Origin of the sequence: Halomonas sp. FeN2 (assembly GCF_020595105.1) — a bacterium.
GTDB classification, from domain to species: Bacteria; Pseudomonadota; Gammaproteobacteria; order Pseudomonadales; family Halomonadaceae; genus Vreelandella; species Vreelandella neptunia.
Map to the genome: position 1 here is coordinate 353,989 of NZ_CP074200.1, position 22,496 is coordinate 376,484.

Annotated in this window: 18 protein-coding genes; 8 read left to right on the forward strand and 10 right to left on the reverse strand. The window is 53.9% G+C overall.

Translation table 11 applies throughout. The features are described 5' to 3' along the window. Nucleotides 1-522, reverse strand: a complete 522-nt coding sequence (locus KF947_RS01685; protein ID WP_133732380.1) for a zinc ribbon-containing protein — start codon at nucleotides 520-522, stop codon at nucleotides 1-3. A gap of 161 nt (nucleotides 523-683) precedes the next feature. Here KF947_RS01685 and leuS point away from each other — a divergent pair, with 161 nt between their 5' ends. The 6 genes from leuS (at nucleotide 684) to KF947_RS01715 (ending at nucleotide 7,769) form a co-directional block, all read left to right on the forward strand. Then, entirely contained in the window at nucleotides 684-3,269 is a 2,586-nt protein-coding gene (leuS, locus tag KF947_RS01690; RefSeq protein WP_133732379.1) for a leucine--tRNA ligase, read from the forward strand. Continuing rightward, nucleotides 3,266-3,760 (forward strand): twin-arginine translocation signal domain-containing protein, encoded by a 495-nt coding sequence (locus KF947_RS01695; RefSeq protein ID WP_133732378.1) that lies wholly within the window; start codon nucleotides 3,266-3,268, stop codon nucleotides 3,758-3,760. Before leuS ends, KF947_RS01695 begins: the two co-directional genes overlap by 4 nt. Further along, nucleotides 3,757-4,824 (forward strand): DNA polymerase III subunit delta, encoded by a 1,068-nt coding sequence (gene holA / locus KF947_RS01700; RefSeq protein ID WP_133732377.1) that lies wholly within the window; start codon nucleotides 3,757-3,759, stop codon nucleotides 4,822-4,824. The genes KF947_RS01695 and holA overlap by 4 nt, the downstream gene beginning before the upstream one ends. 86 nt (nucleotides 4,825-4,910) lie before the next feature. After that, complete coding sequence (locus KF947_RS01705) at nucleotides 4,911-5,309, forward strand: PA2779 family protein (protein ID WP_133732376.1); 399 nt, start codon at nucleotides 4,911-4,913, stop codon at nucleotides 5,307-5,309. Between the two features lie 12 nt (nucleotides 5,310-5,321). After that, entirely contained in the window at nucleotides 5,322-6,275 is a 954-nt protein-coding gene (locus tag KF947_RS01710) for a PA2778 family cysteine peptidase (RefSeq protein ID WP_227405276.1), read from the forward strand. A gap of 291 nt (nucleotides 6,276-6,566) precedes the next feature. Further along, the gene (locus tag KF947_RS01715) at nucleotides 6,567-7,769 is read left to right on the forward strand and encodes a GGDEF domain-containing protein (protein ID WP_133732445.1); all 1,203 of its coding nucleotides are present in this window, start codon (nucleotides 6,567-6,569) and stop codon (nucleotides 7,767-7,769) included. A 15-nt stretch (nucleotides 7,770-7,784) separates the two neighbouring features. On the opposite strand, the gene sthA is transcribed toward KF947_RS01715, so the two are convergent. The 9 genes from sthA to KF947_RS01760 all read right to left on the reverse strand — a co-directional run bounded on the left by sthA (nucleotide 7,785) and on the right by KF947_RS01760 (nucleotide 17,480). After that, nucleotides 7,785-9,176, reverse strand: a complete 1,392-nt coding sequence (gene sthA / locus KF947_RS01720) for a Si-specific NAD(P)(+) transhydrogenase (protein ID WP_133732375.1) — start codon at nucleotides 9,174-9,176, stop codon at nucleotides 7,785-7,787. A gap of 64 nt (nucleotides 9,177-9,240) precedes the next feature. Next, a complete protein-coding gene (nqrM, locus tag KF947_RS01725) occupies nucleotides 9,241-9,495 on the reverse strand; it encodes a (Na+)-NQR maturation NqrM (RefSeq protein WP_133732374.1) in 255 nt (84 codons plus the stop codon). A 232-nt stretch (nucleotides 9,496-9,727) separates the two neighbouring features. Next, nucleotides 9,728-10,960, reverse strand: coding sequence for an NADH:ubiquinone reductase (Na(+)-transporting) subunit F (gene nqrF, locus KF947_RS01730; protein WP_133732373.1), 1,233 nt, complete (start codon nucleotides 10,958-10,960; stop codon nucleotides 9,728-9,730). 72 nt (nucleotides 10,961-11,032) lie between these two features. Then, nucleotides 11,033-11,650 carry an NADH:ubiquinone reductase (Na(+)-transporting) subunit E gene (gene nqrE, locus KF947_RS01735; RefSeq protein WP_009286984.1) on the reverse strand — a complete coding sequence of 206 codons (618 nt, stop codon included), beginning with the start codon at nucleotides 11,648-11,650 and terminating at the stop codon, nucleotides 11,033-11,035. A gap of 1 nt (nucleotide 11,651) precedes the next feature. After that, complete coding sequence (locus KF947_RS01740) at nucleotides 11,652-12,320, reverse strand: NADH:ubiquinone reductase (Na(+)-transporting) subunit D (protein WP_133732372.1); 669 nt, start codon at nucleotides 12,318-12,320, stop codon at nucleotides 11,652-11,654. Between the two features lie 2 nt (nucleotides 12,321-12,322). Beyond that, a complete protein-coding gene (locus KF947_RS01745; RefSeq protein WP_133732371.1) occupies nucleotides 12,323-13,144 on the reverse strand; it encodes a Na(+)-translocating NADH-quinone reductase subunit C in 822 nt (273 codons plus the stop codon). Further along, a complete protein-coding gene (locus KF947_RS01750) occupies nucleotides 13,144-14,370 on the reverse strand; it encodes an NADH:ubiquinone reductase (Na(+)-transporting) subunit B (RefSeq protein WP_133732370.1) in 1,227 nt (408 codons plus the stop codon). The genes KF947_RS01745 and KF947_RS01750 overlap by 1 nt, the downstream gene beginning before the upstream one ends. Then, entirely contained in the window at nucleotides 14,370-15,719 is a 1,350-nt protein-coding gene (locus tag KF947_RS01755; protein ID WP_133732369.1) for a Na(+)-translocating NADH-quinone reductase subunit A, read from the reverse strand. The genes KF947_RS01750 and KF947_RS01755 overlap by 1 nt, the downstream gene beginning before the upstream one ends. 306 nt (nucleotides 15,720-16,025) lie before the next feature. Further along, nucleotides 16,026-17,480 carry a glyceraldehyde-3-phosphate dehydrogenase gene (locus tag KF947_RS01760; protein WP_227405277.1) on the reverse strand — a complete coding sequence of 485 codons (1,455 nt, stop codon included), beginning with the start codon at nucleotides 17,478-17,480 and terminating at the stop codon, nucleotides 16,026-16,028. Between the two features lie 231 nt (nucleotides 17,481-17,711). On the opposite strand from KF947_RS01760, the gene mfd reads away from it, so the two are divergent. Together mfd and KF947_RS01770 are read left to right on the forward strand one after the other, a co-directional pair. Next, nucleotides 17,712-21,161, forward strand: a complete 3,450-nt coding sequence (gene mfd / locus KF947_RS01765) for a transcription-repair coupling factor (RefSeq protein WP_208862702.1) — start codon at nucleotides 17,712-17,714, stop codon at nucleotides 21,159-21,161. Between the two features lie 111 nt (nucleotides 21,162-21,272). Continuing rightward, the gene (locus KF947_RS01770) at nucleotides 21,273-22,448 is read left to right on the forward strand and encodes a L,D-transpeptidase family protein (RefSeq protein ID WP_133732366.1); all 1,176 of its coding nucleotides are present in this window, start codon (nucleotides 21,273-21,275) and stop codon (nucleotides 22,446-22,448) included. Nucleotides 22,449-22,496 lie beyond the last annotated feature (48 nt).

A 22,496-nucleotide genomic window follows, 5' to 3' on the forward strand; every position in this document is an offset into this window, starting at 1 on the left:
TCAGGTCTCAATGATTTTATTGGGGAAGCGGTAGAAGTAGCGATGGCCACACTGATGGCAAGGCTCCAGGCGTGCAACGGTAGGCAGCATCACCTGGGCATCACAGTGGGTGCATGCCATTAGGCCGGGTGCCGCCATCTCACCTTCGCAGTAGTCGGCGCGGGCAGCTTCTAAATCTTCCTCAAAGCGTTCGCGGTCGACCACGCTGCGGTCAGCAATCGAAAGCAGCGACTCCGCCACGCGCCGAGAAAGGCCGTCAATATCAATGCCCAGCCAGCTGGCCACTTGCTTGCCGGTGTCTGCCATGTAGTAGCGCATATCTTTCAGGTCACGTTCAACCCAGGCGCGCAGCAGGGCTAGCTCGTCTTTGGTGTACTCCTCTAGCTCCGACTCAAACTCGACCGCGTCGTCCAAATCCTTCTGCAAATTTTCCCAGGTTAGCTCGTTGGCGCCCCCCTGCATCCGCTCTAGCAAGCGTTCGTAGCCTTCTCGTAGGCGATTGTCATTCTGCTGTTCACTCATGGTGCCTCTCCTTTTATCGACGCGTGCAGTTACCTATCATCGGCTTACCGTTCAAGGATACACCTGCATAGGATACAATCGACCTCACTTATCTGACAGATGTCATCTCACATTCACTTTGCGCCCCTTTTGGGCGAATACGCCAAGGCATTAATAAACCGATGGACGCACACTACAGCCCTCGTGAAATCGAACGCGACGCCCAGCAGTACTGGGACAAAAATCAGTGCTTCAAAGCCGTAGAGGACGCGAACCGCGAGAAGTTTTACTGCCTATCCATGTTCCCCTACCCCAGCGGCAAGCTGCACATGGGGCACGTGCGTAATTACACTATCGGTGACGTTGTGTCCCGTTTCCAGCGCATGCAGGGTAAAAATGTCATGCAGCCCATGGGCTGGGACGCTTTCGGCATGCCCGCGGAAAACGCCGCTATTCAGAATCAGGTGCCGCCCGCTAAGTGGACGTACCAAAACATCGACTACATGCGCAATCAGTTGAAGGCACTGGGTTTTGCCTACGACTGGAGCCGCGAGTTCGCTACCTGTGATACCAGCTATTACCGCTGGGAGCAGTGGTTCTTCACCAAGCTGGTGGAAAAAGGCTTGGTGTACAAGAAGATGTCGACGGTCAACTGGGATCCGGTTGATCAAACCGTGCTTGCCAATGAGCAGGTTATTGAAGGCCGCGGCTGGCGCTCCGGTGCGCTGGTTGAGCGTAAAGAGATACCGCTGTGGTTCTTGAAGATTACCGACTACGCCGATGAACTGCTGGCTGACCTGGATAAAGTAGAGTGGCCGGAGCAGGTCAAAACAATGCAGCGCAACTGGATTGGCAAATCCCGAGGCGTTGAGCTCACTTTTGATATCCAGACTAAAGACGGCAGCGCCTGCGACCCGTTGGCGGTATACACCACCCGCCCGGATACGCTGTTAGGCGTGACCTATGTGGCGGTTGCCGCTGGCCACCCGCTAGCCAAGCAGGCGGCCGAGCAGAACAGTGAGCTGGCGGCCTTCTGCGATGAGTGCGCCAAAGGCGGCACCTCTGAAGCAGAGATGGCCACCAAAGAGAAGAAAGGCATGCTCACCGGCCATATGGCGGTTCACCCGCTAACCGGCGATGAAGTGCCCGTTTACGTGGCTAATTTCGTACTCATGGAGTTTGGTACTGGTGCCGTCATGGCAGTGCCTGGCCATGATCAGCGCGACTGGGAGTTTGCCACCAAGTACGGCATTGACATCAAACCGGTCATCGCCGATGAAAGCGGCCAGCCTGCCGACGTTTCTGAGGCGGCCTACGCCGAATACGGCAAGCTGGTCAATTCAGGTCAATTTGATGGCCTGGATTTTGAGCAAGCCTTTGACGCCATTGCCGCCAAACTGGCTGAGCTTGGTCGTGGCGAAGTCAAAACCAACTACCGCCTGCGCGATTGGGGCGTTGCCCGCCAGCGCTACTGGGGTGCGCCGATTCCGGTTAAATACGGCCCTGAAGGTCAAACGGTACCGTTGACGGATGACGAGCTGCCGGTATCGCTACCCATGGAAGTCACCGTGGACGCCTCCGGCTCGCCGCTGAAGAAGATGCCTGCGTTCTCTGACCTGGGTGATGGCTGGACGCGCGAAACCGACACCTTCGACACCTTTATGGAGTCGTCCTGGTATTACGCGCGCTTCTGCTGTGCCGATAACACCGAAGCCATGCTGGACGAGCGCGCCAACTACTGGCTGCCGGTTGACCTCTACATTGGCGGTATCGAGCACGCCATTCTGCACCTGCTTTACGCGCGCTTCTTCCACAAGCTGATGCGTGACTTCGGCTTGGTGGATTCCGACGAGCCCTTCCAGCAGCTTCTGACCCAGGGCATGGTCATTGCGGAAACCTTCTACCGCTCTACTGATAACGGTGGCAAGCAGTGGTTTAACCCCGCTGACGTGGAAGTGAAGCGTGATGAGAAAGGCCGCCCGCTGAGCGCCATTTTGATGAGCGACGGAGAGCCAGTGGAGATGGGTGGCATCGAGAAGATGTCCAAGTCGAAAAACAACGGCGTTGATCCGCAATCAATGATCGACAAGTTCGGTGCCGATACCGTACGCCTGTTCATGATGTTTGCCGCCCCCCCCGAGCAGTCCCTGGAGTGGTCGGATTCAGGGGTAGAGGGCGCACACCGCTTCTTGAAGCGCCTATGGCGTCAGGTGAATGAGCACTTGGCAGCGGGCACGCCCGGCACGCTGGACGTCAATGCACTTAACGACGATCAAAAGGCGCTGCGCCGGAAAACCCACGAGACCATCAAGAAAGCCAGCGACGACATTGGCCGCCGCACGACTTTCAATACAGCCATTGCTGCAGTGATGGAGCTCTCCAACGCCATCGGTAAGTTCGACGATAGCTCCGAGCTTAGCCTGGCGGTTAGCCGCGAAGCGCTGGAAGCCTGCGTACTGCTGCTCTCGCCGATTACGCCCCACCTGTGCCATAGTCTCTGGGAAGCGCTTGGTCATTCAGGCCCGGCCATTGAAGCAACCTGGCCGGTGGTGGATGAATCCGCCCTTACCCGCGACAGTATTGAGCTGGTGGTACAGGTCAACGGTAAGCTGCGCGCTCGCCTTGAAGTACCGGCAAGTGCAGATAAGGCATCTATTGAAAAGCTGGCGATGGAGCACGAAAACGTTCAGCGCTTCCTCGAGGGCAACACCGTGCGCAAAGTCATCGTGGTGCCCGGAAAATTGGTTAATATCGTGGTGAGCGGATGAACCGACGCACATTTTTAACCGCTAGCATCGCCGCCTCGGCGGCGGTGCTGCTCAGCGGCTGTGGGTTTAGGCTACGCGGCACTAAATCGCTGCCTACGCTGCCCACTCTTGCTTTAGAAGGCGACACCAACAGTGCCGTCGCTCAGCAGGTCGCCTTACGTCTTCAGCAATTAGGCACCCAGGTCACCGCTGATGCGCCCTGGCGGGTCACGCTGGGTACGCCTGTTTTAACCGAGCGCCGACTGGGCGGCGATGGTCGAGCAAGCCGCGAACACGAGCTAACGCTTAGCAGCAGCCTCTCGGTACAGGAGCGGGCGTCTAATGCCTATTACATCAATAACGAAACGCTTTCGACGGCTACCCGCATTCGCGTCAGCGATGACGACCTGCTCAACCGCGAAACGCTAATGATGGAAGCTGAACAAACGCTTGCGCGCCAGCTCTCTCAGCAAATCATCGAGCGGCTTACTTACGTTGAGGGCATGCAGTGAAGGTATTTGCTGATCAGCTACCCGCTGCGTTAGCAAAAAAGCTGCCCCGCGTAGTGATCGTAGCAGGGGACGAGCCCTTACAGCATCGCGATGCCTGCGATGCTGTAAGGGCCGCAGCTCGCCAGGGTGGTGTCGAGGAGCGTGAAGTACTCGATGTCGAGCCCAATTTTGCCTGGGGCCGATTGATGGAAATGTCGAGCAACCTCTCGCTGTTTGCGACCAGCAAACTGCTGGAGCTGCGCTTAGGCAACCACAAGCTGGGGCAAGATGGCAGTAAAGCGTTAGCACATTACGCCGAAACCCTGGATAACAGCGATGATGTTCTGCTGATTGGTATGGGCAAGCTAGATGCCAAGCAGCAAAAAAGCGCCTGGTTTAAAGCGCTGGATAAGCACGGCTTGTTTGTACCGGTATGGCCGGTAGATGCCTCACGCTTGGGCTATTGGCTGCGCGACCGCGCTTCCCTGCATGGCGTACAAATTGACTTGGATGCCGCCCGCCTGCTGGGTGAGCGCACCGAAGGGAACTTACTGGCCGCCGACCAGGAGTTGCAGAAGCTTGCCCTGATTCACCCCCAAGGCACCCGCTTGAACGTGGAAAGTATTGCCCAGGGGGTAGAAGACAGTACCCGCTTTGATGTCTTCAATTTGGCCGATGCCTGCCTGAAAGGTGAGCCCAGCCGCGCCTCACGCATTGTCAATGGCTTACGCAGTGAAGGCGTTGAGGCGCCTATTGTGCTGTGGGCGCTTAGTCGGGAGCTGCGTACCCTGCTCTCGCTGCATCAGCACCTGGATCAAGGGCAGAGCTTTGAGCACGCTTGCAAAACTCAAAAGCCGATGATTTTTGATAAGCGCCGCCCCGCTTACCAGAAAGCGATTGGCCGCCTGCCCATGAAGCGACTGCATAAATTGCTTTTAATGGCCCAGCGGCTGGATTTAGCCGTTAAGGGCGCGGCAACGGTACCGCTATGGCCGGGCCTGCATGATCTGGCCATGACCATGGCCGGGGGCCGCGGACTACTCTCAGAATCCGCCTGGACCTATCGCATTAGTGCAAATAATTAGCACTTTGCATATTACGCTTAAAAATCAATCCATTTGTTTCTATACTCATTCCTTACCACCCCGACTAGTCTATAAGGAAGAAGACGATGAAAACATTGCGTGCTTACCTCTCGACCCTACTGATTGCAGCGCTCGTTATTACCAGCTTACCCGTTGCCGCTGCACCCAATGCGCCCCAATCAATGGATTTAATCTCTACCCAATCTGTTTTGGCGGCTGACCGTGCTGGCGCTGATCGCGAACGGATTAACGAGATCCTGGCTCGCGCCGATGTGCAAGATCAGCTGGTAAAACAGGGTGTTGATCTGGCCGAAGTCGAGGCTCGCGTAGCCTCACTGAGCGACGCTGAAGCTCAGCAAATGGCCGAACAGTTGGAGCAGCTGCCTGCCGGTGCTGGGGTTGTAGGGGCGCTATTCGCCGTTTTCATTATTTTGCTGGTAACCGATATCCTCGGCCTAACCGACGTTTATCCGTTTACTCGTTAATATAGGCAGCACATGACCCCTATGTTGTTGAATAACTTGATCACTAACGCCCGCTTCGCGGGCGTTTTTATTTTACTGCTACTATTGAGTGGCTGTGCGCGTAATCCGGTATTACTGCAAAGCACTTATCAAGCTCTACCGCCTCATACCGAAATTACCAGCGTGCCGTTTTATGCCCAAACGGAATTTCAGTGCGGCCCTGCCACGCTGGCGATGGTGCTCAATCACCAGGGTGTCGACACCGACGTTGAGGAACTGATTCCCCAGGTATTTTTGCCCGGACGTGATGGCAGCGTGCAGCCTGAAATGCTGGCCACGGTGCGGCGGCATGAGCGCATCGCGTTTCCTATTCGCGGCACCATGGATTCCCTATTGAACCATTTGGCAGCAGGCGACCCGGTGGTCGTTATGCAGAACTTGTCGTTGCCGATTTACCCAATGTGGCACTACGCCGTCGCCATTGGCTACGATCTGCCCAATGAAACGCTGATTCTGCGCAGCGGCGAAATTGAGCGTCATACGATGTCGTTTAGTCGCTTCGACGCCACCTGGGCACGCACTGAGCGCTGGGGGTTTGTAGTGGGCGAGCCGGGTACGATTCCCGCGGGCATTACTGCCCGTAATGCGCTAGAAGCGCTTAGCGCCTACGAAGAGTCTCACGGGCCACGGGCCACGCTTTCAAGCTGGCAAGCGTTTGTAAAACGCCACCCTACTAACGCTATGGGGCAGTTTGCGCTAGGCAATGCGCTTTACGCAGATCAACAACCCGACGACGCACGCAAGGCGTTTGAACGGGCAACCGAACTGGATGAAAAAATGGGTGCTGCATGGCTAAATCTGGGCCTTTTACTATTGCAAGACGAAGCGACTAATGCGGCTCGCGAAGCGTTAACACAGGCCGCATCGCTTGACGGCAGCTGGCAAGAAAAAGCACGCCAAGCTTTAGCCAGGATAAATAACATTTAATTATCAATAACTAACAGAAATACTAATAATAACGAGCACAAGTATGACCCTGCAATTAGTAAAGTTGTGGGATGGCAGACACGCCGGGCGAGTGCTTAAGTTGCATAAGGATGAAGACTTTAAGCTGTTCATTGGATTACCTACCCATTAACGGAGAGGTGCCATGCAGAACCGCCCTTTGCAACGGAAGCACTTTTTTGATTATTGTGTGTTTTTACCCAACGTACTCTCGCCTGCTCAGCTGTATGCAGAGAGGGGCGGCATCACTGGCTGCTTGCTGAGTATATCGTGATGATGCGTCGCTTTCTTCGTCAGCCTGGCGGACGCTTAGCGTTGATTTTTGCCGCCATTCTTTGCGCTATGTCCGCAATAATGGGCAGCTATGTTTACAGTGCATGCCAAAAAGCCAGTGCCGACTACACCACGCTGATAAGTGACATAGTGCTGGCCCAGCAAGCTACACCTCAGTTAAGAGTTGCGCTAGAGGAAGGCAGACGCCTGCCTAGCAATGAGCATATTCAATACATCGATTATTTTATTTCACTTTCCAAGCGTCATTTGGACAACATTCAGAACAGTATTGAACACCACCGTTATCTCATTGCAGATGTTGAATATCTCAATCACCATTTCAGCGAGCTTAATAGCCGCCTTTCCGACCTAGCATTGCTGTCACAAGAAGCTCAACAGCGTCCAGAACTTATTGATCCATTACAGAGCGTTGCCATGGAGATTGGTAGCGCTCAGTCATGGTTGTATAACCAGCTGCTAGAAGACATTCGCGCCATTTCGGTTCAACAACGTTTAGCCATGCAGCGACTTTCGATTGCCGTAAGTGTGCTACTGGTGTTAATGGTCAGCGCTGCAATTACGCTCTGCATGGCCGTTATTTACCTACACCGTCAGCGTAACGTCATGCATGAGCTAATGCTAACCGATGAACTGACCGGGCTATATAACCGGCGCCATTTGGTCAATGTAGCATCTGCAGGGCTTACCCAAGCGCAGCGTAATCGAGCACCACTCAGCCTTCTGCTGTTAGATCTTGATCACTTCAAGCAAATTAACGATACCTACGGGCATCCAGCTGGCGATGAGGTACTCCGCCAGGTCAGTAAAAAGCTTCGCGAGCTTAGCCGCCCATCGGATACATTAGCGAGAATTGGTGGCGAGGAGTTTTGCTTATTGATGCCCAACACTGCTACCCATGATGCGATACAGGCAGCAGATCGACTACGCCAAGAGATTGAAGCTAATACGCTGAGGGGGATGGAACTGCACGCCAACCCAACTATTAGCATCGGCGTAACGTCGTGTAAAAGCGGCTCGCTGACATTTGAGCAGCTTTATTCGCTTGCTGACAAAGCGCTCTACAAAGCCAAAGCGTTGGGGCGCAACCGCGTTGAAAGTCTGTTACCCCCCAATGCCCCCTCACCTCATAACGACCCACTGACTTACGCTCATACGCTAATTCACGAACCCAGCGACTCTTAAACGTCGTAGTGCCGGTTAGAAAACCCGATTTAAACCATTCTGGGCAGCCACCCGGTACGCTTCTGCCATGGTCGGATAGTTAAAGGTGGTATTCACAAAGTATTTGAGCGTATTGGCATCGCCCTTTTGCTGCATAATCGCTTGGCCGATATGCAAAATTTCAGACGCCTGATCCCCAAAACAGTGAATACCGAGTATTTCCAGAGTGTCCTGGTGGAAAAGAATTTTAAGCATACCCACTGTATCGCCAGTAATCTGCGCCCTGGCGGTATCTTTGAAGAAGGCTTTGCCTACTTCGTAAGGCACTTTTGCTTCCGTGAGTTCACGCTCATTGGGGCCGAAGGAGCTAATCTCGGGGATGGTATAGATCCCGGTGGGTACATCACTCACAAAACGATACTCTTTATCGAGCAGCTCATTGCACGAGTTCAAACCCTGATCGTAAGCCGCACTCGCCAAACTCGGCCAGCCAATGACATCGCCCGCTGCGTAGATATGGGAGACCGCGGTACGGTAGTGCTCATCAACGCTTAGCTGACCACGCCCATTAGCAGTTAAGCCAATGTTCTCCAACCCCAAGCTGTCGGTATTACCGGTTCGCCCATTGGCCCACAAAAAAGCATCAGCACGAATTTTCTTGCCTGACTTGAGACGCACAACGACGCCTGATTCATCACCCTCAACGCTCTCGTACTCCTCATTATGACGAACCAATACCCCGTGCTTACGCAAATGGTAGGAGAGCGCATCGCTAATCTCATCGTCCAGAAACGAAAGCAGGCTGTCACGGTTATTAATGAGATCAACTTTGACACCCAGACCTGAAAATATTGATGCGTATTCACAGCCAATCACCCCGGCGCCAAAAATTATCAGGGTTCGAGGGGTGTGCGAAAGGCTTAATATAGTGTCAGAGCAGTAAATACGCGGATGGCGGAAGTTAATATCAGCCGGACGATAGGGGCGCGAACCGGTGGCAATCACAAACTTCTTGGCCACTAGCTCTTCCATGCCCTCCTGGCGGTCACGTACTAACAGGGTATGCTCATCTTTAAAACGAGCAACACCGTGGAAAAGATCGATGCGGTTACGCGCATAAAAAGTCGTGCGCATCTCGACCTGTTTATCGATAGTGCCTCGTGAGCGCTCCATCACCTTGGGAAAAGAGAACCAGCGAGGCTCACCAATATCGCGGAACATACGGTTGGTATTGAACGCCATGATCTGTTTGACCTGATGGCGCAACGCTTTAGAAGGAATAGTACCCCAGTGAGTACAGTTACCGCCTACCTGGGCCTGCTTCTCAATAATCGCGACACGCTTGCCATGTTTTGCAGCGTTGATAGCAGCGCTTTCCCCTGCAGGCCCCGTACCGATCACCACAACATCGTAATTGTGAACCGCCATGCTCTCTGCGTCCCTTTGCTATTTTTGATCAATCATCGTCCCGTTGCATATAACGCAGTCTTAATTAGCGACGCGTAGCATCATAGCCCAAATCGGCACCACGGCTTTCATCGCTACGGCGGCGCACGCCACCGCGCTTGCGGTTCTCTTCTTCACAAACCTCGTCTTTGCCGCCGCAGATATCGCAACCATCTTTCATACCGATTTGGTTCAAACCGCCGCAAGAACCCGCAATCGGTTTGCGGCCCATGATGACTCCCACGGCCATCACACCCATAATCAGTGCCATGAAACCGAATACCAGTAGCCAAATAGTCATATCAACCTCCCAGCATTACATTGCCTAGCTTTAAATTATTGGCCTTACCTGACGACAACAGCCGTAGTGATAAGTGCCTCACGGTCATTCATCGTTAAACCGATTATACCTTAGCCGAGCGCCTCTTATCAGCGCAGTGATGGGGCATTCCTTTCACAAGCGTTTATAAACAAACGGGGCCAGCCCAATAGGCCAGCCCCGCTTAATACTACTATCGACTTACGCCGACTGCTTAGCCACCGAAATCATCCAACAGGATATTTTCCGGCTCAACGCCCATATCAAGTAGTAACTTGATAACCGAGGCGTTCATCATTGGCGGCCCACACATGTAGTACTCGCAATCTTCAGGTGCTGGATGATCCTTCAGATAGTTTTCGTACAGCACGTTATGGATAAAGCCTGTCGGCCCTTCCCAGTTGTCTTCCGGCTGTGGGTCAGAAAGCGCCAAGTGCCACTCAAAGTTGGGGAACTCTTCGGCTAACTGATCGTACTCTTCGTTGTAGAAAGTTTCACGCCAGGAGCGCGCACCATACCAGAAGGTGATCTTGCGTTCAGACTTCAAGCGCTTCAGCTGATCGAAGATGTGGCTACGCATCGGTGCCATACCCGCACCACCACCGATAAAGATCATTTCGGCGTCGGTATCACGGGCAAAGAACTCGCCGAACGGGCCCATCACGGTAACCTTATCGCCCTCTTTAAGGCTGAAGACATAAGTCGACATCAAGCCTGGCGGATGGTCAGTGCCGGGAGGCGGCGTTGCAATACGGATGTTGAACTTGAGGATACCCTTCTCATCCGGGTAGTTCGCCATGGAGTAGGCGCGAATCACTTCCTCGTTGTTCTTGTGGGAAATTTTGAACATATCAAATTTTTCCCAGTCACCCCGGTACTCCTCTTCAATATCAAAATCAGAGAATTTGACATCATATGGGGGAGCAACGAGCTGGACGTAGCCACCGGCGCGGAAGGCAACTTCTTCGCCTTCAGGTAGTTTCAGATTCAGCTCTTTGATAAAGGTGGCAACGTTGGGATTGGCAATAACTTCACATTCCCACTTTTTCACCCCAAACACTTCTTCAGGCACTTCGACTTTCATGTCCTGCTTCACAGGTACCTGACAGGAGAGGCGCCAGCCCTCTTTCTTCTCACGCATAGTGAAGTGCGACTCTTCGGTCGGCAGAATAGAGCCGCCGCCCTCTTCTACCCGACACTTACACTGGGCACAAGAACCACCGCCACCGCAGGCGGAAGAGAGGAAAATACCGTTAGCCGCAAGCGTATTTAGCAGCTTACCACCGGCTTGGGTCTTCAAAGTGTGCTCAGGATCGCCGTTGACCTCAATGGTCACGTCCCCGCTACTCACAAGCTTGCTGCGCGCTGCCAGAATGATCGCCGTTAAGCTAATAACGATGACCGTGAACATGACAACACCGAGCAAGATGACTGTTGTATCAACCATGTCGGTTTCCTATTGCTGGAGGTTTTCTATTACCCGGCGATGTTTGGCACCGCCGGGAAAAACCGGCTCCGATTAAAGCTGAATGCCCGAGAAGGACATAAAGCCCAACGACATCAGCCCCACGGTGATGAAAGTAATGCCCAGCCCTTGAAGGCCACCCGGCACATCGCTGTACTTCAGCTTTTCACGGATACCCGCCAGGGCGGCAATTGCCAGCGCCCAACCGGTGCCCGCACCAAAGCCATAGACCACAGCTTCGCCAAAGTTGTAGCTACGCTCGACCATGAACAGTACGCCACCCAGGATGGCGCAGTTAACGGTAATCAGCGGCAGGAACACCCCTAGCGCGTTGTAGAGCGACGGTACGTACTTATCAAGGAACATTTCCATGATCTGTACCAGCGCCGCAATGACACCGATGTAAGAGAGCAACCCAAGGAAGGAGAGGTCTATGTTTTCAGCACCGCTAATACCAGTCCAGGTCAACGCACCTTCCTGCAGCAAGAAGGTATAAACAAGGTTGTTAACCGGCACGGTGACGGTCAGCACCACAATGACCGCAATGCCCAGGCCAATTGCCGAGGAGACCTTTTTGGACACCGCCAAGAAAGTACACATCCCCAGGAAGAAGGCCAGTGCCATGTTTTCAACAAACACCGAGGCAACAAAAAGACTCAGATAATGTTCCATGTTACACGGCCTCCTTGGGCTTGGTGTTTTCCTTCATTTTGAACTCATTATCTTCTACTTGCTCAGGGTTAACGGAACGCATTACCCAGATCAGTAGACCGATAATAAAGAACGCTGAAGGCGGTAGTAATAGCAAGCCGTTAGGCACGTACCAGCCACCGTTTTGCACGGTCTGGAGGATGGTAATGCCAAATACGCTACCTGCACCCAGCAGTTCGCGGAAGAAACCCACCACCATGAGAACAAAACCGTAGCCGAGGCCGTTACCAATACCGTCTAAAAACGACATACCCGGCGTATTGGACATTGCAAAGCCTTCAGCGCGCCCCATGACGATACAGTTAGTAATGATCAAACCCACAAATACCGAGAGCTGCTTAGACATCTCATAGGCATACGCCTTGAGAATCTGATCAACCACGATAACCAGCGAGGCAATAATGGTCATCTGCACGATAATACGGATCGAAGAGGGAATATGATTCCTGATCAACGATACGAACAGATTTGAGAATGCCGTTACGAAAATAACCGCCAGCGCCATAACGAGCGATACGCTCATGCTGGTGGTTACCGCAAGTGCTGAACAGATCCCCAGAATTTGCAGCGCAATAGGGTTGTTCTGGAAAATCGGCGCCGTTAAAACGCCTTTTGCATTTACGTCCGCCATGATCAGGCCCCCTCAACGTCTTCGAAGTTGGTATCGGTCTCTTCGGCGTCTTCCGGCTCGGTGCCACTGCGGAATTTAGCCAGGTAGGGACCGAAAGCTTCTTCGCTCAACCAGAACTGCAGCATGTTAGTCACGCCATTACTGGTCAGCGTAGCGCCAGATAGCGCATCGACTTCGTATTCGTCACTGGCGCCGCCTTTGGTCAGGTGAATTTCCGGTGAGAGGTCGCCCTCTTCATCGTAAATCTTCTTGCCTTCCCACTGGGCTTGCCAGCGCGGGTTGTTAACTTCCGCGCCCAAACCTGGCGTTTCACTGTGCTCGTAGTAGGTGATACTGACGATGGTATTGCCATCACCCTCTACGGCCAGGAAGCCACGCATCAAGCCCCAAAGACCCTGACCACGAATCGGCAGCACGATCTGCTCCGGATCATCTTCACCGCCAACCAGATAAACCGTAGCGAAGTTTTCAACCCGTGATAGACCTGCGATGTCTTGATCGCCAGAAAGCGTGCGACCCGAGGCGGGGTCACGGGCAGCCTCAAAACTATCGTAGGTATCGGGATCAAACTCGTCGGAGTACTCCCCCGTATCCAAGTCAACGACCCGGGCGGTAATCTCTTCGCTAAACACATCTTCAACGTCCATACCTGGCTCGTAAAGCTTGGCAACGTTCAAGATGTTGGTTTTACGGTCGAGCTCCTGGTTAAGCTGCTGCATCGGTCGCAAGGCGACCGCCGCGGTCGAGACAATGACGGAGCACACGATACATAGTGCAAACGCCACAATCAGGACTTTCTTGATGGAGTTGTTACCTTGTGCCATTAGGCAGTCTCCTCGGCCGGTACGCCGGTTCGCTTAACGCGACGCTTGATGTTGGCCTGGACGAAGAAATGGTCAATCAGCGGTGCAAACAGGTTAGCGAACAGAATCGCCAGCATGATGCCTTCCGGGAAAGCCGGGTTCACAACGCGAATCAAAACGGTCATCACACCAATCAGCGCACCAAACAACAGGCGGCCTTGATTGGTCATCGACGCCGACACGGGGTCGGTTGCCATGAAGACCATACCGAAGGCGAAACCGCCGATTACCAGATGCCAGTACCAAGGCATGGCAAACATTGGGTTAGTATCAGAGCCGATCAGGTTAAACAGCGTACTGGTCGCCACCATGCCCAGAAGTACACCTAGCATGATTCGCCATGATGCGATTCGCGTCCACAGCAGCACAGCAGCGCCGATAAAGATCGCTAGCGTCGAAACCTCACCCACCGAGCCGGGGATAAAGCCAAGGAAAGCATCCCACCAGCTAAAGGTGTCGGTCAGAGCAGACATGCCGTCCTGGAATGCCATAGAGAGTGCCGTCGCACCAGTATAGCCGTCAGCGGCAACCCATACAGAATCACCAGATATCTGCGCGGGATAGGCAAAGTAAAGGAATGCACGGCCGGTAAGCGCGGGGTTCAAGAAGTTTTTACCCGTGCCGCCGAAGATCTCTTTACCGATTACCACACCGAAGGTGATACCCAACGCCACCTGCCAAAGCGGAATAGTCGCCGGGAGAATCAGCGCAAACAACACCGAGGTAACGAAGAAGCCCTCGTTGACTTCATGACCGCGCTTGATTGCAAACAGCACCTCCCAGAAACCACCGACCACAAAAGTGACCAGATAGATAGGCAGGAAGTAGGTAGCCCCGAGGACAAAGTTCGCCCAAAGGCTGTTCGCATCGTGACCGGACGACAGTGTCATCGTAATGGCTTCGCGCCAGCCACCCATAGAGGCGTAGCCCGCATCAATGGCGGTGTTAGCCTGCCAGCCAGCGTTCCACATACCAAACAGCATCGCTGGGAAGGTACACATCCACACGGTAATCATGATGCGTTTAAGATCGACACCGTCACGCACGTGGGCAGTAGTTTTGGCTACGCTTGGCGGTGTATAAAAAATCGTATCTACCGCTTCAAATAACGGATAGAACTTTTCGTACTTTCCGCCTTTGTGGAAATGCGGCTCGATATTTTGGAGTGTCTGTTGAATACCCATCATCAGGCCTCTTTCTCGATCATGGTGAGATTGTCACGCAGGATGGGGCCATATTCGTATTTGCCGGGGCAAACATACGTGCACAGCGCCAGATCCTCTTCGTCCAGCTCCAAACAGCCAAGCTGCATGGCAACCTCAATGTCGCCCACGATCAGCGAACGCAGTAGCTGAGTTGGCATGATATCCAGCGGCATCACCGTCTCATATGCACCTACCGGCACCATAGCACGCTCGGAGCCATTGGTAGAGGTCGTTGGTGCGTAATTGCTCAGGCCTTTAATCTTAGAGATGTAAATACCTAAAACAGAGTGACGATTAGCACCGGGAGACAGCCACCCCATAAACGTCCGCTTATTGCCTTCTTCCAGCAAGCTCACTTGGTTGCTGAAGCGGCCAAGGTAGGTCAACTTACCTTCAGCGGCAAAGCCAGAGAATACCGAACCAGAGATTACGCGAGTGTCTTCGGGTTTGATGACTTCATTGGCCAGGAGTTCATCCGTACTAGCGCCGACACGGGTACGAATCAGACGCGGATTTTCAGCACGCGGGCCGCCAATGGCAACCACCCGGCTCATATCCAGCTTCCCTTCTACAAACAACTTACCGAACGCGATTACGTCCTGATAGCCGATGTGCCACACTTTTTTATGCAGTGCGACTGGAGAAAGATAGTGAATATGTGTGCCAACAAGCCCAGCAGGATGCGGGCCGGCAAAGCTTTCGGTTTTTACGCCGTCAACATCACCACCCGGGATTGAGGCATTTTCGCCCGTACATAGGAAGACGTTGCCCTCGGTCAGGCGCGCTAACACCTTGAGGCCATCCTCGAATGCCTGCGTCTGTTCATTAATGATCAGGGCAGGATCAGGGCTAAGTGGATGGGTATCCACGGCGGTTACAAAAATATCGGCCGGGGTGCTATCAATGGCCGGAGTACGCGAGAAGGGACGGGTGCGCAAAGCAGTCCAAAGCCCCGACTCTACCAGTTGGTCGACAACGGCCTGACGCTCAAGCTGCGCCAAGGCTTTACGATCATGAGCAGCGAATTCGACCGCTTCCTCAGTTTCATCGACTTTGATCACGACAGACAGTAAACGACGTTTTTCGCCACGGTTTATTGCAAGCACTTCACCGGCAGCAGGCGCTGTATAGCGCACACCATCAATTTTCTTATCGGTGAAAAGCAATTGGCCCAGTTTGACCTTATCCCCTTCCTGGACTTCCATCGTCGGCTTCATGCCAACGTAGTCGGTACCCAGGATTGCCACGTGGCGCACAGGCCGCGCATCTTCAATACGCTGCTCGGGCGCTCCCGTGATGGGGAGATCCAGGCCTTTTTTGACTTCGATCATAGTCTCGCCCAGTTGTTGGATCGGATATACGAAGGTAAGGGGTTCGAATGCTTCTTTTCTGCTCAGTGAATTGTTATTTTCTGCTCAGATTGTTACCAGTCAGGCCCAAGCAACACTTGAACCACCCCGAAAAATCCATCGTATTATAAAGATAAGCGCGTCCAATGACCACATCCCTGATGACCACCAAAAGTGCTATATACATTGGCAAAAGAGGTTATTAAGACCAAAAAAACGCCACCCGAAGGTGGCGTCAACTCATTTGATTAGCTCTAACACCCGGCATCAGGGCATTACTAAGCTTAACTAGCGAGGCAGCTTTAAAAACCGCACGTTAGACATTTGCTGCAAAATACGCACAACCTGGCAGCTATAACCAAATTCGTTATCGTACCAAACATAAATGACCGCGTGATGACCGTTGGCAATGGTAGCTTTAGCATCCACGATACCGGCATGGCGGTTGCCCACAAAATCTGACGACACCACTTCTGCTGAATCAACGAAGTCAATTTGCTTTTGATAAGCAGACTCAATCGACATGCGACGCAAGTAATCATTTAGCGCCGCGGAGTCAGTCGTTTTATCCAGAGTCAGGTTAAGAATAGCCATGGAGACGTTAGGAATCGGCACTCGAATGGCGTTGCCGGTTAGCTTACCCTCAAGCTCAGGTAGCGCTTTTGATACGGCCTTGGCGGCCCCTGTCTCGGTCAAGACCATATTCAGCGCCGCGCTGCGGCCACGACGGTCACCTTTATGGTAGTTGTCGATCAAGTTCTGGTCGTTGGTGTAGGCATGCACGGTTTCCACATGTCCATTTACCACACCGTACTCATCGTTGAGCACCTTCAATACCGGAACGATCGCATTGGTGGTACAAGAGGCAGCAGAGACGATGAGATCACCGTCGCCAATGGATTCGTGGTTAATACCGTAAACAATGTTTTTAATATCGCCTTTACCTGGCGCCGTTAGCAGCGCTTTGGCAGCGCCCTTACACTTCAGGTGCTGACCTAAGCCCTCTTCATCGCGCCAGATACCGGTATTATCAACAATTACCGCGTTATCGATAGCATACTGGGTATAGTCAATTTCACTGGGTGAATCAGCGTAAATCACCTGAATAACATTGCCGTTGACCGTCAGGGTGCGGGCCTCTGCATCGACCATGATGGTGCCGTCAAAGGGCCCATGCACTGAGTCACGACGCAGCAAGCTGGCGCGCTTTTCAAGATCTTTAGCCACATCCCCACGGCCACGCACCACAATAGCGCGCAAACGCAGGAGGTTACCGCCCCCGGCTTTCTCTACCATCACTCGCGCCAGTAAACGACCAATGCGGCCAAAACCGTAGAGCACCACATCTTGCGGCTCCCCGGTGCTAGCGCCCGGCTGGTAGCCATCAATAATTTCCTGCAGCTCTTTACGCAGGAAGGCTTCGACGTCACCACCGCCCTGGTTCTTGAACATCACCGCCAGTTTACCTACATCCACATGGGCGGGGCCAAGGTTCAAAGCGACCATACCCTTCACGATAGGATAGGTATCCTCAACGGAGAGTTCAGTCCCTTCTATTTTACGCACGAAGCGATGGTCTTTAAGAATGCGGATGACTGACCGTTTAATAAGCGAACGTCCGAACATGGTGGCAACGACGTTATTCTGACGATAGAGCTGCCCTACTAATGGGATCATCTGCTCCGCCAAGGCTTCGTTGCCTTGCCATTCTTGAAAAACGTTTTCGAGCGCTTGCTGACTCACGTGCGGCCTCATCAGGTAGTAGGAACGGAAATACATTATCCGGGGCAAGCACAACGGTCGCAATGAATGGATAGTCGCACAACATGTAGGGGTATTACAGAAATGCCAATCTCACTACAAAACGGATTCAAAGAATCGATTTAGCCGCTACCATAAGTCGCGGCACTCTAACTGAAACGGGTGATCGTGTATGATCTTCCTTCCGTTTCAGTGCAAAACGATATCTTGCTTATGCCAACATTCTCTCTGCTCGAACCGCCCCAGCCTCAAGGGACTCGCGATACGCTTTACTGGACATCGCCGCCGGGCAGCGCGACTGCGCTGGCACTCTCCCGCGTTGCCACCAAAGCCCCGCTATTGGTAATTACCCCCAATACGGCCAGCGCGCAGCGCCTTGAACAAGATCTCTATTTTTATAGCGACGTACCGGTTCTGCCTTTCCCTGACTGGGAAACGCTGCCTTACGACAGCTTTTCACCCCATCAGGACATTGTCTCAGCCCGGCTGCGCACACTGCGCCAACTGCAAGACGGCGTGCGCGGCATTGTGCTGGTGCCAATCAATACACTGATGCAGCGCTTGCCCCCGGTCGAGTACATTGCCGGGCGGGTAATGACGCTTAAAAGCGGTGAACGACTGAATCGAGAGGCGTTCCGTGAATCGCTCTCCCGAGCAGGCTATCGCGCCGTCGAAACAGTCTATGAGCCCGGCGAGTACGCCATGCGCGGCGCACTAATTGACCTATTTGCGATGGGTATGGATGAGCCGATCCGTATTGATCTGTTTGATGATGAGATCGATTCGCTGCGCCACTTTGACCCCGGCAGCCAGCGCTCGACTGATAAGCTTGACTCGCTAGAATTGCTCCCCGCCCACGAATACTCGCTAAGCCGCAGTGCGATTGCCTGTTTCCGTGAGCAGTTTGAAACCCTGTTTGACGTCGATCCGCGGCAATGCCCACTTTATAACGATGCATTGAAAGGTATTCCTTCGCCGGGGCTTGAGCACTACCTGCCACTGTTTTTTGAGCACACCGCATCGCTGTTTGACCACTTAACCGACGACACCCGGGTAGCAATGCTGCCAGGGGTTTTTGAGGCGGCCGAGCAGCACTGGCAGTCAATCGATGCCCGCTACGTGAATTTGGGCGTTGATCCAACCCGTCCGCTACTCCCTCCCCATCGGGCTTTTTTTCCGGTCAACGACGTATTTTCGGCGATCAAAGCCCGCCCGCGCATAGAGCTCACCGAGGATAGCGCGCAACGCCATGCGCAGCAGCCTGAAGCTGCTCCGCTCCCGACGCTCTCTATCAATGCTCGCGCCAAGCAGCCATTGGCGGAAATATCAGCCTTCTTACACTCCCACGCCCAAACCCGCGTGTTGTTCGTGGCGGAGTCGCGGGGTCGCCGGGAAGCGCTGGAAGAGATCCTATCACCACTTAAGCTCACCCTTCCGCACACCGACAGCTTCCACGACTTTTTGGCTAGCGATCATCGCTATGCGATTACCGAAGGCCTGGTCGACAGCGGCTTATGGCTAAATAATCCAAGCATTGCGGTGATTAGTGAAACCGAGCTGTTTGGTGATGTGGTGCGTCAGAGCCGTCGACGCGAAAAAGCCACCGATGACAACGAGCTTGCCGTACGCCACTTGTCGGAGCTGCGCGAGGGCGCACCAGTGGTGCACCAGGCCCACGGCGTGGGCCGCTATTTAGGCCTGGAAACGCTGGAGGCAGGTGGTCAAGCGAATGAATTCCTGGCGCTCGCCTACGCCGATGGCGCCAAGCTTTATGTGCCTGTCGACAGCCTGCATATGATCTCCCGTTACAGCGGGGCCGGTGACGAACTGGCCCCGCTGCATAAGCTCGGTTCGGATCAGTGGGAAAAAGCCCGTCGTAAAGCTGCGGAGAAAATTCGCGATACCGCCGCAGAACTGCTGGATGTCTACGCTCGCCGGGAAGCCCAGCAAGGCGTGGTCTATGAAGCGCCAGGCGAGGAGTATCTGCGTTTTGCAGGCAACTTCCCATTTGAAGAGACCGCCGACCAGCACGCGGCAATTGAAGCGGTCATCAGCGACATGACCTCCCCACAGCCCATGGATCGCGTGGTCTGTGGTGACGTTGGTTTCGGCAAAACCGAAGTGGCCATGCGCGCGGCGTTTCTAGCCGTACAGTCTGGCCGTCAGGTGGTGGTTCTGGTACCGACTACCCTGCTGGCGCGCCAACACTTCGAGAACTTCCGCGACCGCTTTGCCGATACCGCGGTCAATATTGGCCTCATCTCGCGCTTTACCAGCGGCAAAGAGGTCACCCAGACGCTCGAGAGCATTAAGAGCGGCCAAACGGATATCGTCATCGGTACCCACAAACTGCTCGCCAAAAGCGTTGAGTTGCCCAAAATGGGTCTACTGATCATCGATGAAGAGCACCGCTTCGGGGTAGCACAAAAAGAGAAGCTCAAAACGCTGCGTGCCGAAGTCGATATTTTGACGCTGACCGCGACCCCTATTCCGCGCACGCTCAATATGGCCATGAGCGGCATCCGTGATCTGTCGATTATCGCCACGCCGCCCGCCCGCCGTCTGTCGGTCAAAACCTTTGTCCAGCAGCACGACACCAGCATCATCAAAGAAGCCCTGCTGCGCGAGATACTGCGCGGCGGGCAGGTCTATGTACTACATAACGAAGTCAAAACCATTGAGAACAGCGCCGAAAAAATCCGCGAACTGATCCCCGAAGCCCGAGTGGGGGTTGCCCACGGCCAACTCCCCGAGCGCAGCCTAGAACGCATCATGTCGGACTTCTACCACCGGCGCTTTAACGTACTGGTATGTTCGACCATTATTGAAACCGGTATTGATGTACCCAGCGCCAATACCATTATTATCGAACGCGCCGATAAATTTGGCTTGGCCCAACTGCACCAGCTGCGGGGCCGGGTTGGCCGTAGCCACCATCAGGCGTATGCCTACCTATTAACGCCACCGCCCAAAGCCATGACCCGCGATGCCATCAAGCGCTTGGAAGCGATTAGCGCTTCGGATGATCTAGGCGCAGGCTTTACCCTAGCCAGCCACGATATGGAAATCCGTGGCGCGGGTGAACTACTGGGGGACGAACAGAGCGGCCAGATGGAAACCATCGGCTACACGCTGTATATGGAGATGCTGGATCGAGCGGTGAAGGCCATTCGCGCGGGCAAAACGCCCAATATCGATGCACCCTTCAATACCGGCGTGGAGATTAACCTTAACCTACCCGCGCTGATTCCGAGTGATTATATTCACGATGTTCAGCAGCGCCTGGTCATGTATAAACGGATTGCCAACACTCAGAGCGACAGCGAGCTAAAAGAGCTGCAAGTGGAGCTAATCGACCGGTTTGGTTTACTGCCCAACCCATTGAAAAACCTGATTCGCCAAACCAAGCTGCGCCACCGTGCCGAGCAGTTGGGGATAAGCAAAATCGAGGCTGGCGAGAGCCGCGGCAGAGTGCTGTTTGATAGCAGCACCCAGGTGGATCCCTTAACGCTGGTAACCCTCATTCAGACATCACCAAAGCACTACCGACTAGACGGTTCTGACACCTTACGATTTGAATTACCAATGGAAAGTGTCGACAAGCGCTTCCAGCAGCTTGAAAATCTGCTTAGCACCCTTAATCAAAAAGTAGCGGCGGCGTGAAGCTTGGGGCAAACTTGCCAGTAGCCATGGCCGATTTGGTCAACAGCCGTTAATTGATCTCAATGGCCCAGCAACGCGCATCAGCAGTGAATTAACACATTAGGAACGACCATGAACATTCGCGACACCTTTACCCTTTGGGGCCCTACCAGCCTGGCCGTGCTACTCGCCGCTAGCTTGATGAGCCCCGCTTTTGCGCAATCAGCTGATGAGCAAGCCGATAGCGCTAACAAAGAGCCGGTGCAAGAACAGCAGGCTCAAGAAAACTCAGAAGAATCGCCACAGGCGCAAGCACAGGAAATCAGCATCGACGCCGCCGACAGCGCCGCCCAGGTTGCTGATCAGGATGAACTACCCCGTGGTCACTTCCGCCTCCCCGATGAAGGCGATGTGATTGGTGAGCGCTACACCGTCGTTGTCGAAGACCCCAAGCAGACGCTGATCGACATCGCCCGACGCCACAACATTGGCTACGAAGAGATTCGCATGGCCAACCCGGATGTCAGCCTCTGGGTACCTGGAGTAGGTACCGAAGTGGTGATCCCCGCCCAATACATCCTTCCGCCTGCGCCGCGGGAAGGTGTCGTCGTTAACCTTTCTGAGCTGCGTCTCTATTACTACCCCGCCGATAAACCCGGCATTGTCGAAACCTACCCGGTCAGCGTTGGCCGTGAAGAGTTTGCCACTCCCGTAGGTATCACGCGCACCACGGTTAAGGTGAAAGATCCCGCCTGGGCTCCACCGGCATCCATGCGTCGCGAAGCAGCCGCGCGTGGCGAGCCAGCGCCCTCCGTGGTGCCGCCAGGCCCTGACAACCCCTTGGGCGAACACGCGATCCTGCTGGCTATGCCGAGCTATCTCATTCATGGTACCAATCGTCCTGACGGCGTAGGCATGCGCGTTAGCCGCGGCTGTATCCGCATGTACCCAGAAGACATCAAATCGCTCTACGAACGCTTACCCAGCGGCACCCAGGTCAACCTGATGGATGCACCGTTCAAAGCGGGCTTTGCAGCCGACGGCACACTGTTTGTCCAGTCTTTCCCACAGCTGGAAGAGAACGTAGAAGGCTTTGAACCGTTGCTCAACGCCTTAGAGCGCGTTACAGAGCTGACTGGCAATGACGCTGAAATAGACGCCGAACAGATTCAGCGAGCAGTAGAAGCCCCTGACGGTCAATTTGTCGCCCTCTATGGCCCTCAAGCACCTGAACCAGAGCCCGAGCCTGTTGAGCTAATAGACGAGCTTAAGCTCAGCGAAGCCACTGACGCCGATAAAGACGCCTAAGCGAATATCTAACAACAAAAAACCCCGCCAAGGCGGGGTTTTTTGCGT